This is a genomic window from Achromobacter sp. GD03932, from assembly GCF_029839485.1.
Lineage (GTDB): Bacteria > Pseudomonadota > Gammaproteobacteria > Burkholderiales > Burkholderiaceae_B > Achromobacter > Achromobacter bronchisepticus_A.
In genome coordinates this window covers 232,837-246,629 of the sequence record NZ_JAOCAT010000001.1, presented here as the reverse complement: position 1 = coordinate 246,629, position 13,793 = coordinate 232,837, and the positions used below count along the sequence as shown (strand labels likewise).

Sequence of the window (13,793 nt, the reverse complement as noted above, 5' to 3'; positions counted from 1 at the left end):
CCAGGAGTCATCTGCATGAAATCGTTGCGTCCCCTTATTGTCGCCCTGGCAGCCGCCACCGCCTTCAGCGGCGCCGCCCAGGCCCAGATCACCGACTGGCCGGCCAAGCCCATCACCATGATCGTGCCCTACGCGCCGGGCGGCTTTGCCGACACCCGCGTGCGCCTCCTGGCGCGCAAGCTGGGCGACTCGCTGGGCCAGCCTATCGTGGTCGAGAACAAGGCGGGCGCGGGCGGCGTGGTCGGCACCAACCTGATCGCGCGCGCCGCGCCCGACGGCTACACCATCGGCACGGGCAATCTGGCGCCCATGGCGGTCAACCCGACGCTGATGAAGGACATGCCCTACGATCCGCAGAAGGATCTGGCCCCGATCATCCTGATCGAGAACAGCCCGCTGGTGCTGAGCGTGAACAACGAGCTGCCCGTGAAGACGCTGGCGGACCTGATCGCGCTGGCCAAGAAGCAGCCCGGCAAGCTGTCGTTCGGCTCGTCCGGCGTGGGCGGCGCGCACCACCTGTCCGGCGAAATGTTCCGCGAGCAGGCCAAGATCGACATCGTCCACGTCCCGTACAAGGGCGGCAGCCTGGCGGCGACCGACCTCATGGGCGGGCATATCTCGATGATGTTCGAAATGGGCTATTCCGCGCTGCCCGCGATCCAGGGCGCCAAGATCCACCCCATCGCGGTCACCTCCGCCAAGCGCCTGGCCGTGCTGCCCGACGTGCCGACCATGGCCGAATCCGGTCTGCCGGGCTTCGAGTCCTATAACTGGCAGGGCATCGTCGCCCCCGCCGGCACGCCCGCGCCCATCATCGCCAAGCTCAATGCCGAGTTCAACCGCATCCTGAAGGAACCGGACGTGCAAAAGGCCATCGCCGACACCGGCAGCCAGGCCGGCGGCGGCACGCCCGAGGAATTCGGCGCCTTCATCAAGAGCGAAACCGAGAAGTGGGCACACGTCATCAAGGCTGGGAACATCCAGCTTCAGTAACTTTCCAGGAGTAATTCCATGGCTACCCGTCTGATTGATCTGCTCAAGCTGCACCATCCCATCGTCCAGGCTCCCATGGCCGGCGGCGCCACGACGGTGGAGCTGGTTTCCGAAGCATCGAAGGCGGGAGTCCTGGGTTCGCTCGGGGCGGCCTATATGAGTCCCGAGCAGATCGAGGCGGCGGCGCGCGACATCCGCGCGCGCACGCCGCTGCCGTTCGCCATCAATCTGTTCGCATCGGTGCCGGAAGAACCCATGCGCGGCGACACCGACCGCATGCTGGCGCTGATGGCGCGCTACCACCAGCAGCTGGGCCTTCCGGCTCCCGCCGAGCCCGGCCCGCAGGCCGACCCGCTGCCGCAACAGATTGAGGCCATCGTGCGGGTACGGCCGGCCGTCTTCAGCTTCACCTTCGGCCGCATGCCGGCCGCGGCCATCGCGCGCTGCCGCGAGCTGGGCATCCTGACCGTGGGTACCGCCACCACCGTGCGCGAGGCGGTCGCGCTGGAACAGGACGGCGTGGACGCCATCGTGGCGCAGGGCGCCGAGGCCGGCGGCCACCGCGGCACCTTCCTGGGCGGCTTCGAGGAATCGTTGATCGGCACCATGGCGCTGGTGCCACAGGTCGCCGACGCAGTATCCGTCCCTGTTATTGCGTCCGGCGGCATCATGGACGGCCGCGGCATCGCCGCCGCGCTCGCCCTGGGCGCCGATCTGGCACAAATGGGGACGGCCTTTCTGACCACCACGGAATCCGGCATCAATGAAGCCTACAAGGCGCTGCTGCCTGCCTCCCGCGCGGAGCAATCGCGCGTGACCCGGGCGTTCTCGGGACGGCCCGCCCGCGGCATCGAAAACGCCTTCATGCGCGAGGCCGACGCCATCGCGGCCGACATCCTGCCGTACCCCCTGCAGAACGCGCTGACGCGCCCCATGCGCACGGCGGGAGGCAAGGCCGGCAACACCGATGTGCTGTCCCTGTGGGCCGGCCAGGGCGCGCCGCTCGCGCGGCGCGAGAGCACCGCCGACCTGGTCGCGCGGCTGGTCCGGGAGACCGCGGCGGCACAGGCGCGGCGCTAAGCATATTGTTCCCTGAACCGAAAACACTGTTCCACGCGCGGGCTATCGCGTTGTGATTACAAAGCGTCGGGCTACAATGGCGCCTCGCCGCCGGGAGCCCAGGCCTAGTCTCGCCCCCGGCATATGAGTAACAGGGCGCTTCCCGACGCCGCCTGTCTTCGCCGCGCCGGCTATGAATTTTGCCGGTTGCATCGACCGGACAGCAGGGCAAGCTCCGCCGCCGAAACACCCTTTCGTTGCCCATGCCCGCTCAAACCAGCAAGACCCCGGACTTCGCCCTGCGCCTGGAAGGTGTGGCGCTAGGCTATGGTGATTTCACCGTCTTGCGCGACATTTCCATGGACGTACGCGCCGGCCAGGTCGTCGCCATCATGGGCGGCTCCGGTTCGGGCAAGACCACGCTGTTGCGCGCGGCCACCGGCCAGCTCACCGCGCAGCGGGGCCGGGTGCTGGCCTTCGGCCAGGACATGGCCCATGTCAGCCGCACCGAACTGCAATCGCTGCGCAAGCGCATGGGCGTCCTATTTCAACAGGGCGCGCTTTTCACCGACCTGAACGTGTTCGAGAACGTGGCCTTCCCGCTGCGCGAACATACCAAACTAACGGAACCCGAAGTCACCGAGCGCGTGCTGGATAAGCTCGACGCCGTCGGCCTGCGCGCAGCCGCGCACCTGAAAGTGGCGGAAATCTCCGGCGGCATGGCCCGACGCGTGGCGCTGGCCCGCGCCGTGGTGCTGGAGCCCGAACTCATTCTGTACGACGAACCGTTTGCGGGGCTGGACCCGATCTCGCTGGGCATCACCGCCCGCCTGATCCGCAACCTGGCCGACCGGCTCGGCTGCGCCTCGGTGCTGATCACGCACGACGTGCATGAATCGTTCGCCATCGCGGACCAGGTGTACCTGGTCGGGCAGGGCAAGCTTGCCGCCGCCGGCACGCCGGAAATGCTGTCGGCCTCGCAAGACCCCTACGTGCAGCAGTTCCTCAAAGGGGAGCCCGACGGCCCCGTCGCGTTCCAGTATCCCGAAACGCCCGCTTTCAAGAAGTGGCTTTCGCAACAGGAGGGCCGCCGCGCATGAGCGGATCCAACAACGCCATCGGCGCGCTGGGCGGCTGGGTACGCACCCGCGTTTCCGGCATCGGCTACTTCACCCGGTTCTTCGGCGCCATGCTGGCGCGCAGCGGCATTGCGCTGTCGCGTCCGCGGCTGGTGTCGCAGCAGGTCCATTTCATCGGCAACTACTCGCTGCTCATCATTGCCGTCTCCGGCATGTTCGTGGGCTTCGTGCTGGGGCTGCAGGGTTATTACACGCTGAACCGCTACGGTTCGGAAGAAGCGCTGGGCCTGCTGGTGGCCCTGTCGCTGGTGCGGGAACTGGGGCCCGTGGTCACGGCGCTGCTGTTCGCCGGCCGCGCGGGCACCTCGCTCACCGCGGAAATCGGCCTGATGAAAGCCGGCGAGCAACTCGCGGCCATGGAAGTCATGGCCGTCGACCCCATACGCCGCGTGCTGGTGCCGCGCCTGTGGGGCGGCATCATCGCCATGCCCATCCTGGCGGCGGTGTTCTCCATGGTGGGCATCCTTGGCGGCTGGGTCGTGGGCGTGCTGCTGATCGGCGTGGACGCCGGCGCGTTCTGGTCGCAGATGCAAAACGGCGTCGACGTCTGGAAAGACGTGGCCAACGGCGTCATCAAGAGCCTGGTCTTCGGCGTCACGGTGACGCTGGTCGCGCTCTACGAGGGTTGGCAGGCCAAGCCCACCCCGGAAGGCGTTGCCCGCGCGACCACTCGCACCGTGGTGGTGGGCTCCCTGGCGGTACTTGGGCTGGACTTCCTGCTCACCGCCTTGATGTTTGGAAATTGATACGGATCGATCATGTCTCGCGAAAAAACCGACTTCTGGGTAGGCCTGTTTGTATTGCTGGGCGCGGTCGCGCTGGCGTTCCTGGCGTTGCGCGCCGGCAACTTGAGCACCTTTTCTTTCGCCCCGACCTATACGCTGACGGCCAACTTCGATAACGTAGGCGGCCTCAAGGTGCGCGCGCCCGTCAAGAGCGCGGGGGTCGTCGTGGGCCGGGTTGCCGGCATCTCGTTCGATGACAAGACCTTCCAGGCGATCGTCTCGGTCAACCTGGAAACGGCCTATCAGTTCCCCAAGGACACTTCGGCGTCCATCCTGACGTCGGGCCTGCTGGGTGAACAGTACCTGGGCCTGACCGCGGGCAGCGAAGAGGAAAACTTTGTCGACGGCGGCAAGATCCGCTACACGCAAAGCGCCGTGGTGCTTGAACAACTGATCAGCCAGTTCCTGTACGGGTCGGCCGAGAAGCAAGGCTCGAGCGCGTCGGAACCCGCCGCGAAAACGCCAAATTAAAGACAATGCGACAGACGCGGTAACAGCAGCGCGTCCAAGGTACGCAATATCATAAGAATCGTTGATAGGGATGCCCTGATCATGAACAAGAAAGCTATTTGCAGGATTGCCACCGTCGCCGCCGCGGGCGCGCTGATGGCAGGCTGCGCCGCGCCGCAGAACCCGGATCCCCGCGACCCCTGGGAAGGCTTCAACCGGGGCGTGTACAAATTCAACGACACCGTCGACCGCGCCGTCTTCAAGCCGGTGGCGCAGGCCTATACCTTCGTCACGCCGCAGCCGGTGCGCAGCTGCGTGCACAACATCTTCAGCAACGTCGGCGACCTTTGGTCCGGCGCCAACAGCTTCCTGCAGGGCCGCGGCCACGACTTCGTCAACACGCTGGGCCGCTTCCTGTTCAACACCACCATGGGCGTGGGCGGCTGCTTCGACGTCGCCTCGGCCAATGGCGCGCGCCGCATCCCGAACGACTTCGGCACCACGCTGGGCGTGTGGGGCTTCAGCCAGGGTCCGTACCTGGTGCTGCCGTTCTTCGGCTCGTCGTCGGTACGCGACGGCGCTGGCCTGATCGGCGATTACGCCGGCACCACCTACGGCTACATGGGCGTCGATTCCATCGACAACGTCCGCCTGCGCAACTCGCTGTGGGGCCTGCGCGTGGTCGACACGCGCGCCAGCCTGCTGAGCGCCACCGACACCATCGACCGCGTCGCGCTCGATCCCTACAGCTTCGTGCGCGATGCCTATCTGCAGCGCCGCGCCGCCATGGTGCTGGGCCAGAAGGTGGACGACGAGTCCTCGCTGCCCAACTACGAAGACGACGAGGACGCCGCCGCCCCCGCCGCGCAGCCGGCGGCTCAACCCGCGGCGCAACCTGCGGCCAAGTAAGCCGCGGGGTTGCGCCCCAGTACAAGTAAGGAGTTTTGATGCGAGTTTCTTTTGTTTCCCTGCAGCGTCTGGTTTTCACGGGCCTGCTGGCCCTGGGCCTGACCGCCGGCGCGCAGGCCAAACCCGACCCCAACGGTTCTCCCGACCAGTTCGTGCTCGCCACGGCCAATGAGGCCCTGGACGTGCTGAAGGCCGACGGCTCCGTCAAGGCCGGCAACCCCGCCCGCATCAACCAGGTCGTCAACGAGCACATCCTGCCCTACGTCAACTTCCAGAAGACCACGCGCCTGGCCGCTGGCCGCTACTGGCGCCAGGCCAACGACGTGCAGAAAAAGGAACTGGCCGACGCCTTCCGCGGCACGCTGGTACGCACCTACAGCGGCGCGCTGACCCGCGTCACGTCCAGCACCACGGTGCGCGCGCTGCCGTTCCGCGGCGATCCCAAAGCCGACGACGTGGTCGTACGCACCCTGATCTCCCAGGGCAACGACCAGCCGGTGGGCGTCGACTACCGCCTGGAAAAGACGGCCCAGGGCTGGAAGATCTACGACATGAACGTCGAAGGCATCTGGCTCATCGAAAACTACCGCAACCAGTTCGCCCAGCAGATCAACCGCGACGGCATCGACGGCCTCATCAAGGCGTTGAACCAACGCAACCAATGACCGGCCTTGCGGCTGTCGCGGCCCGGCGCGCCCTAGTGGCCCGCCGGGCCGATTATTTTAGGGACAGACCAGCCGGATACCCAGGGGAATGCCAGGGCTACCGGCCAGGGCAGCGGCGGCGCGCTTATATAATGATCAATTCGCTCTTTCCGGGCCATTTCCCGCCGTCATGTCCGCCGTCAGTCTAGAAAACGTCTCCAAGGTCTATACCCCGCGCCAGCGCGGCTGGCAGAAGCTGCTCGGGCGCGCGCCCGCCGCCGGCTTCCAGGCGCTGGACAATGTCAGCCTGAACATCGAGCACGGCGAGTTCTTCGGCCTGCTCGGGCCCAATGGCGCCGGCAAGACCACGCTGATCTCGATCCTCGCCGGTCTGGCGCACGCCAGTTCGGGCCGCGCCACGGTCTGTGGATACGACGTCGTGGCCGACTACAAGTCGGCGCGGCGGGCGTTGGGCGTGGTGCCGCAAGAACTGGTCTACGACCCGTTCTTCACGGTGCGCGAGACCCTGCGCATCCAATCCGGCTATTTCGGCCTGCGCAAGAACGACGACTGGATCGACGAAATCCTGTTCAACCTGGGGCTGGCCGACAAGGCCAACTCCAATATGCGGGCGCTGTCCGGCGGCATGAAGCGCCGCGTGCTGGTGGCCCAGGCGCTGGTGCACCGTCCGCCCGTGATCGTGCTGGACGAACCCACCGCCGGCGTGGACGTGGACCTGCGGCGCACGCTGTGGGAATTCATTTCGCGCCTGAACAGGGCCGGCCACACCATCATGCTGACCACCCACTACCTGGAAGAAGCGGAAGCCCTGTGCGGCCGCATCGCCATGCTCAAGCGCGGCCGCATCGTGGCGCTGGACACCACCCAGGCCCTGATGGCCCGCGTCGGCGGGGTCGACCTGGAAGACGCTTTCGTGCGCATCATGCACGAAGGCGACGAGCAACCCGCGACCGCCCTGCAACCCGAAGAGATCTCGTCATGACCCAGCCCGCCGCGACCGCCAGCCAGCCGCTGGTGCAGCCCCGCCTGGATGCGGGCTCCGGCTTCCCGACCTTGCTGCGCAAGGAATTGCTGCGCTTCTGGAAGGTCAGCTTCCAGACCATCGCCGCGCCCGTCATCACCGCGCTGCTATACCTGCTGGTGTTCGCCCACGTGCTGGAAGGGCGCGTCATGGTGTACGGCAGCGTGCCCTACACGGCGTTCCTGATCCCCGGGCTCATGATGATGAGCATGCTGCAGAACGCCTTCGCCAATCCCTCGTCATCGCTGATCCAGAGCCGCATCACCGGCAACCTGGTCTTCATGCTGCTGCCGCCGCTGTCGCACCGCGACATCTTCGCCGCCTACGTGCTGGCGGCCATCGTGCGCGGCCTCGCGGTCGGGCTGTGCGTGTGGGTGGTGGCGCTGTTCTTTGTCTCGCTGGTCCCCGCCCACCCACTGTGGCTGGCCGTCTTCGCCGTGCTGGCCTGCGGCATCATGGGCGTGCTGGGCCTGATCGCGGGCCTCTGGTCCGAGAAATTCGACCAGCTCGCGGCCTTCCAGAACTTCCTCATCATGCCGGCCACATTCCTGTCCGGCGTGTTCTATTCCATCCACACGCTCCCCGCCTTCTGGCAGGGCGTGTCCCACTGGAACCCCATCTTCTACACCATCGACGGCTTCCGCTACGGATTCTTCTCGGTGTCGGACGTCTCCCCCTGGCGCAGCCTGGCGGTGGTGACGGGGGTGTTCCTCGCGCTATCGCTCTATGCGCTGCGGCTACTGGCCAGCGGCTACAAACTCAGGAACTGACGTCCATGCTTCCCACTCCCGCGCAAGTCCGCCAATACATCGCGGACGGCCTGCCCTGTGAACATCTCGACGTGCAAGGCGACGGCTCGCATTTCGACGCGGTCATCGTCAGCGCCGCCTTCGAAGGCAAGCGCCTGATCCAGCGCCATCAGCTGGTCTATGCCGCGCTCGGCGACCGCATGAAGGCCGAGATCCATGCGCTGTCCATGCGCACCCTGACTCCCGCCGAATACCAGCAAGCAGGCAAGTAATGGACAAGCTACGCATCACCGGGGGTTCGCGCCTGCATGGCGAAATCTCCATCTCCGGCGCCAAGAACTCGGCCTTGCCCATCCTGTGCGCGGGCCTGCTGACCGCCGACGCGCTGACCCTCAGCAACGTGCCGCACCTCAACGACACGGCCACCATGCTGCGCCTGCTGGGCCGCATGGGCGTGCGCGCCGAGCGTGACGCGGACGGCACGGTCACGCTGCAGGCCAACCAGGTCGACAAGCTGGAAGCTCCCTACGACCTGGTCAAGACCATGCGGGCCTCCATCCTGGTGCTGGGCCCGCTGTTGGCGCGCTTCGGCGAAGCCCGCGTCAGCCTGCCCGGCGGCTGCAGCATCGGCCAGCGTCCGGTGGACCAGCACATCAAGGGCCTGGCCGCGCTGGGCGCCGAAATCAGCATCGAACACGGCTTCGTGGTGGCGCGCGCCAAACGCCTGAAGGGCGCCTCGGTGCGCACCGACATGGTCACCGTCACCGGCACCGAAAACCTGCTGATGGCCGCCGTGCTGGCCGAAGGCCGGACCGTGCTGGAGAACGCCGCCTGCGAACCCGAAGTGGTGGACCTGGCGGAACTGCTCATCAAGATGGGCGCGCGCATCCAGGGCCACGGCACCAGCCGCATCGTGATCGACGGCGTGGAGCGCCTGCACGGCGCCGAACACCGCGTCATCTCCGACCGCATCGAGGCCGGCACTTTCCTGTGCGCGGTGGGCGCTGCGGGCGGCGACATCGTCCTGCGCAATACCGACGCGGACATCCTCGGCGCCACTCTGGGCAAGCTGACCGAGGCCGGCCTCACCATAGAGACCGGCCCCGACTGGATCCGCTGCGCCATGTCCTCGCGCCCCCGCGCCGTGGGCTTTCGCACGCTGGAATATCCCGGCTTCGCCACCGACATGCAGGCTCAGGTCATGGCGTTGAACGCCGTGGCCGAAGGCACCTCGGTCGTCGTCGAGACCATCTTCGAAAACCGCTACATGCACGTGCAGGAACTGCGCCGCATGGGCGCGGACATCGACATCGACGGCCACACCGCCGTCGTGCGCGGCGTGCCGCGCCTGTCTGGCGCCACCGTCATGGCCACCGACCTGCGCGCCTCGGCCAGCCTGGTCATCGCCGGCCTTGCGGCCGAAGGCGAAACCCTGGTCGACCGCATCTACCACCTGGATCGCGGCTACGACCAGATGGAAGTCAAACTGCGCGCGCTCGGCGCGAACATCCAACGCGTTACCGGCAAGGAACAGGCATGAACGATGCCCCCACCACCGTCGCCCCCCTGACCCTGGCACTGTCCAAAGGGCGCATCTTCGAAGAGACCATGCCGCTGCTGGCCGAGGCCGGCATCGAAGTCCCCGAGAATCCCGAAAGTTCGCGCAAGCTGATCCTGCCCACCAGCGATCCCGGCCTGCGCCTGATCATCGTGCGCGCCTCGGACGTGCCCACCTACGTGCAGTACGGCGCGGCCGACCTCGGCATCGCGGGCAAGGACGTGCTCATCGAGCACGCCAAGGAACAACCCGGCGGCCTGTACCAGCCGATCGACCTGAACATCGCCAAGTGCCGCCTGGCCGTGGCCGTGCGCAAGGGCTTCGACTACGAAGGCGCGGTCCACCAGGGCGCGCGCCTGCGCGTGGCCACCAAGTACGTGCAGTCAGCCCGTGAACACTTCGCGGCCAAGGGTGTGTACGTGGACATCATCAAGCTGTATGGTTCGATGGAACTGGCGCCGCTGGTGGGCTTGGCCGACTGCATCGTGGACCTGGTGTCCACCGGCGGCACCCTGCGCGCCAACGACCTGGTCGCGGTGGAAGACATCATGCCGATTTCCTCGCGCCTGATCGTCAACCAGGCCGCGCTGAAGACCCGCGGCGCCCGCCTGCAACCGCTGCTGGATGCCTTCGAAAGAGCCGCTGCCCGCAACGCCTGACCCTCGCCCGCCGCGACGCCGCGGCGGCCGTTACCTGCTTGCTCCATGACGCCATGGCCCTGATCAATCGTCTCGACTCCCGCGATCCCGGATTCAAATCCGCCCTGTCCACGCTGCTGGCCTTCGAAGCCACCGAGGACGAATCCATCGACCGCGCCGCGGCCGGCATCCTGGCCGACGTGCGCGTCCGCGGCGACGCCGCGCTGGTGGAATACACGCAGCGCTTTGACCGCATGCCCGGCGCATCGGCCCAGACGCTGGAGATCCCCAAGGCGGACTGGCATGCGGCCCTGGCCGCGCTGCCCGCGGCCCAGCGCAACGCGCTGGAAGCCGCCGCCGACCGCGTGCGCAGCTACCACGAACGCCAGCGCGCCGAGACCTGGACCTATACCGACGCCGACGGCACCATGCTGGGCCAGCAGGTGACCCCGCTGGACCGCGTGGGCCTGTATGTGCCCGGCGGCAAGGCCGCCTATCCGTCCTCGGTGCTGATGAACGCCATCCCGGCCAAGGTCGCGGGCGTGCAGGAACTGGTCATGGTCACGCCCACGCCGGACGGCGTGCGCAATCCCATCGTGCTGGCCGCCGCGGCCATCGCCGGCGTGGACCGCGTCTTCGCCATCGGCGGCGCGCAGGCCGTGGGCGCGCTGGCCTATGGCACCGCCACCGTGCCGGCCGTGGACAAGATCGTCGGCCCGGGCAACGCCTACGTCGCCGCCGCCAAGCGCCGCGTGTTCGGCGTGGTCGGCATCGACATGATCGCCGGCCCCAGCGAAATCCTGGTCATCTGCGACGGCAAGACGCCCGCCGACTGGATCGCGATGGACCTGTTCTCGCAGGCCGAGCACGACGAGCTCGCGCAGTCCATCCTGCTGTGCCCCGACGCCGCCTTCATCGAAGAAGTGCAGGCCTCGATCGAGCGCCTGCTGCCCACCATGCCGCGCGCCGACATCCTGCGCGTCAGCCTGGCCAACCGCGGCGCGCTGATCCTGGTCCAGGATCTCGAAGAAGCCTGCCGGATCGCCAACGACATCGCGCCCGAGCATCTCGAGATCTCCACCGAGCAGCCCGAAAAATGGACCGCGCAGATCCGCCATGCCGGCGCCATCTTCATGGGCCGCTTCAGCTCCGAATCGCTGGGCGACTACTGCGCCGGCCCCAACCACGTGCTGCCGACCTCGCGCACGGCGCGCTTTTCCTCGCCGCTGGGCGTCTATGACTTCCAGAAGCGCTCCAGCCTGATCCAGGTTTCGCACCAGGGCGCCCAGAAACTGGGCCGCATCGCCGCCGAACTGGCGCTGGGCGAGGGCCTGCAGGCGCATGCCGCCAGCGCCCAATACCGGATCGACCAGCCATGAGCGTGCCGGGCCGCATCGCCGGCACCGTCCGGGCGGACATCCGCGAACTGGCCGCCTATCCCGTGGCCCACGCCGAGGGCTGCATCAAGCTCGACGCCATGGAATGTCCCTACGAACTGCCCGAGGCGGTGCGCGAGGACATCGCCCGCGCCGTGCGCGACACGCCGCTCAACCGTTACCCGGCGGCCGACCTGTCGGCGCTGCAAGCGGCCGTGAAAACGGCCTTCGGCGTGCCGGATGCGGCGGACGTGCTGTTCGGCAACGGCTCGGACGAACTCATCCACATTGTGGTGCAGGCCTGCTGCAACCCGGGCGACGCGGTGCTGTCGCCCTGGCCGTCGTTTGTCTATTTCGACATGGCCGCGCGCTTCGACCACGCCCGCTTCGTCGGCGTGCCGCTGACCGCCGACCTGACCCTGGACTTGCCGGCCATGCTGGCCGCCATTCAGGAACACCAGCCCAAGGTGGTGTTCCTGGCCGTGCCCAACAACCCCACCGGCGGCCTCTGGTCCGATGAGGACGTAGCGGCCATCATCGCCGCCGCGCCCGGCCTGGTGGTGCTGGACGAGGCCTACCAGCCCTTCGCCGACCGTACCTGGATGCCGCAGGTGCTGGACGCGCCCAATGTGGTCGTCATGCGCACGGTGTCCAAGATCGGCCTGGCCGGCCTGCGCTTCGGCTACCTGGCCGGCCATCCGGCCTGGATCGCGGAACTGAACAAGGTCCGCCCGCCCTACAACCTGGACGTGCTGACCCAGGCCACGCTATCGGCCGTGCTGCGCCACAAGCCGGTGCTGGACGAACAGGCCGCCCGCCTGCGCGCGGACCGCGAACCGCTGGCCGCCGCCCTGGCCCAGTTACCCGGGGTGCGGGTATTCCCTTCCGCCGGTAACTTCGTTCTTGCCCGCTTTTCCGGCAAGCTGGACGGCAACGCCGTGCATCTTGCCCTGAAAACGCGCAAAATATTGATTCGCAACTTCTCCAACGCCCATCCGCTGCTGGCCGACTGCCTGCGCATCTCGGTGGGCGCCCCGGCCGAAAACGCCGCCTTGCTATCCGCCCTGCAAGAGATTTTGAGTGCTTAACATGCGTACCGCTGAGATCACCCGCAACACCAACGAAACCCGCATCCGCGTGGCCGTCAATATCGACGGCACCGGCAAGCAGACGATCGACACCGGCGTGCCGTTCCTGGACCACATGCTGGACCAGATCGCGCGCCACGGCCTGATCGACCTCGACATCAAGGCGGAAGGCGACCTGCACATCGACGCGCACCATACGGTTGAAGACGTGGGCATCACGCTGGGCATGGCCATTGCCAAGGCGGTCGGCACCAAGGCCGGCCTGCGCCGCTACGGCCACGCCTACGTGCCGCTGGACGAAGCGCTGTCGCGCGTGGTGGTGGATTTCTCCGGCCGCCCGGGCCTGGAATACCACATCCCCTTCACGCGCGCCCGCATCGGCGACTTCGACGTGGACCTGACGCGCGAATTCTTCCAGGGCCTGGTCAACCACGCCCTGATCACGCTGCACATCGACAACCTGCGTGGCGTCAATGCCCACCACCAGGCGGAAACGGTCTTCAAGGCCTGTGGCCGCGCCCTGCGCATGGCCATGGAAGTCGATCCCCGCATGGGCGACGTCGTGCCCTCCACCAAGGGCGTGCTGTAACACCTCCGCCATCCACCCGCAGCAGGCAGAAAGAAGTGACCACTATCGCCATCGTCGACTACGGAATGGGCAATTTCCATTCCGTCGCCCGCGCCCTGAAATACGCCGCCCCCGATGCCGACATCCGCATCTGCAGCCAACCCCAGGAAATCGCCGCGGCCGACCGCGTCGTGTTTCCCGGCCAGGGCGCCATGGCGGACTGCATGCGCACCCTGAACGAATCCGGCCTGCGCGAGGCCGTCGTGCGCGCCGCGCGCGAGAAGCCCCTGCTGGGCGTCTGCGTGGGCGAACAGATGCTGTTCGATTCCAGCGAGGAAGGCGGCACCTCCTGCCTGGGGCTGTTCCCCGGCGTGGTGCGCCGCTTCTCGGGCCCCAGCTTTGCCGACCCCGTCAGCGATGACGCGGCCTGCCTGACCGACACCGGCGCCGCCGGACTGGCCGACACCCGCCCCGAGCGCCTCAAGGTCCCGCACATGGGATGGAACAAAGTGCGCCAGACGCGCTCTCATCCTATCTGGGCCGGCATTCCGGACGAAACGCACTTCTATTTCGTCCATAGTTACTACGCCGACCCGGAAGATCCGGACCTGACTGTTGGTGAAACCGAGTATGGCCTTGCCTTTACCTGCGCGGTGGCGGCAGCTAACATTTTCGCGGTGCAGTTTCACCCCGAAAAGAGCGCCGAGCACGGTTTGCGCCTGTATCGCAATTTTGTAGACTGGCAGCCGTAGGCTCCGAGCCCACGCCCGCCAGCCCTTTCAACCCATATATTTT

General features: G+C 67.1%; 16 protein-coding genes. All 16 read left to right on the top strand.

The window, feature by feature from the left end; all coding sequences use genetic code 11:
- Nucleotides 1–15 precede the first annotated feature (15 nt).
- The 16 genes from N5C88_RS01185 (at nt 16) to hisH (ending at nt 13,750) form a co-directional block, all read left to right on the top strand.
- Entirely contained in the window at nt 16–993 is a 978-nt protein-coding gene (locus N5C88_RS01185) for a tripartite tricarboxylate transporter substrate binding protein (protein ID WP_118933489.1), read from the top strand.
- 18 nt (nt 994–1,011) lie between these two features.
- Entirely contained in the window at nt 1,012–2,073 is a 1,062-nt protein-coding gene (locus N5C88_RS01180; protein WP_280014496.1) for a nitronate monooxygenase, read from the top strand.
- A 242-nt stretch (nt 2,074–2,315) separates the two neighbouring features.
- Nucleotides 2,316–3,152, top strand: a complete 837-nt coding sequence (locus N5C88_RS01175; protein ID WP_059376827.1) for an ABC transporter ATP-binding protein — start codon at nt 2,316–2,318, stop codon at nt 3,150–3,152.
- Nucleotides 3,149–3,937: a lipid asymmetry maintenance ABC transporter permease subunit MlaE gene (gene mlaE / locus N5C88_RS01170; RefSeq protein WP_013390959.1), complete on the top strand. Its 789-nt coding sequence runs from the start codon at nt 3,149–3,151 to the stop codon at nt 3,935–3,937. Before N5C88_RS01175 ends, mlaE begins: the two co-directional genes overlap by 4 nt.
- A gap of 12 nt (nt 3,938–3,949) precedes the next feature.
- Nucleotides 3,950–4,447, top strand: coding sequence for an outer membrane lipid asymmetry maintenance protein MlaD (mlaD, locus tag N5C88_RS01165; RefSeq protein ID WP_059376825.1), 498 nt, complete (start codon nt 3,950–3,952; stop codon nt 4,445–4,447).
- Nucleotides 4,448–4,528: 81 nt separating this feature from the next.
- A complete protein-coding gene (locus tag N5C88_RS01160) occupies nt 4,529–5,335 on the top strand; it encodes a VacJ family lipoprotein (RefSeq protein WP_059376823.1) in 807 nt (268 codons plus the stop codon).
- Nucleotides 5,336–5,373: 38 nt separating this feature from the next.
- Nucleotides 5,374–6,000 (top strand): ABC transporter substrate-binding protein, encoded by a 627-nt coding sequence (locus N5C88_RS01155; protein WP_059376820.1) that lies wholly within the window; start codon nt 5,374–5,376, stop codon nt 5,998–6,000.
- A 169-nt stretch (nt 6,001–6,169) separates the two neighbouring features.
- Nucleotides 6,170–6,982: an ABC transporter ATP-binding protein gene (locus N5C88_RS01150; RefSeq protein WP_059376817.1), complete on the top strand. Its 813-nt coding sequence runs from the start codon at nt 6,170–6,172 to the stop codon at nt 6,980–6,982.
- Entirely contained in the window at nt 6,979–7,791 is an 813-nt protein-coding gene (locus N5C88_RS01145) for an ABC transporter permease (protein WP_118933486.1), read from the top strand. Before N5C88_RS01150 ends, N5C88_RS01145 begins: the two co-directional genes overlap by 4 nt.
- Nucleotides 7,792–7,796: 5 nt before the next feature.
- Nucleotides 7,797–8,042, top strand: coding sequence for a BolA family protein (locus tag N5C88_RS01140; protein ID WP_059376809.1), 246 nt, complete (start codon nt 7,797–7,799; stop codon nt 8,040–8,042).
- Nucleotides 8,042–9,310 (top strand): UDP-N-acetylglucosamine 1-carboxyvinyltransferase, encoded by a 1,269-nt coding sequence (gene murA / locus N5C88_RS01135; RefSeq protein ID WP_059376799.1) that lies wholly within the window; start codon nt 8,042–8,044, stop codon nt 9,308–9,310. Before N5C88_RS01140 ends, murA begins: the two co-directional genes overlap by 1 nt.
- Nucleotides 9,307–9,987 (top strand): ATP phosphoribosyltransferase, encoded by a 681-nt coding sequence (gene hisG / locus N5C88_RS01130; protein WP_059376797.1) that lies wholly within the window; start codon nt 9,307–9,309, stop codon nt 9,985–9,987. The genes murA and hisG overlap by 4 nt, the downstream gene beginning before the upstream one ends.
- Before the next feature lie 53 nt (nt 9,988–10,040).
- Complete coding sequence (gene hisD / locus N5C88_RS01125; protein WP_118933484.1) at nt 10,041–11,345, top strand: histidinol dehydrogenase; 1,305 nt, start codon at nt 10,041–10,043, stop codon at nt 11,343–11,345.
- Entirely contained in the window at nt 11,342–12,430 is a 1,089-nt protein-coding gene (gene hisC / locus N5C88_RS01120; protein WP_280014494.1) for a histidinol-phosphate transaminase, read from the top strand. Before hisD ends, hisC begins: the two co-directional genes overlap by 4 nt.
- A 1-nt stretch (nt 12,431) precedes the next feature.
- The gene (hisB, locus tag N5C88_RS01115) at nt 12,432–13,019 is read left to right on the top strand and encodes an imidazoleglycerol-phosphate dehydratase HisB (protein ID WP_013390948.1); all 588 of its coding nucleotides are present in this window, start codon (nt 12,432–12,434) and stop codon (nt 13,017–13,019) included.
- A gap of 35 nt (nt 13,020–13,054) precedes the next feature.
- The gene (gene hisH, locus N5C88_RS01110; protein ID WP_118933482.1) at nt 13,055–13,750 is read left to right on the top strand and encodes an imidazole glycerol phosphate synthase subunit HisH; all 696 of its coding nucleotides are present in this window, start codon (nt 13,055–13,057) and stop codon (nt 13,748–13,750) included.
- Nucleotides 13,751–13,793: the final 43 nt, after the last annotated feature.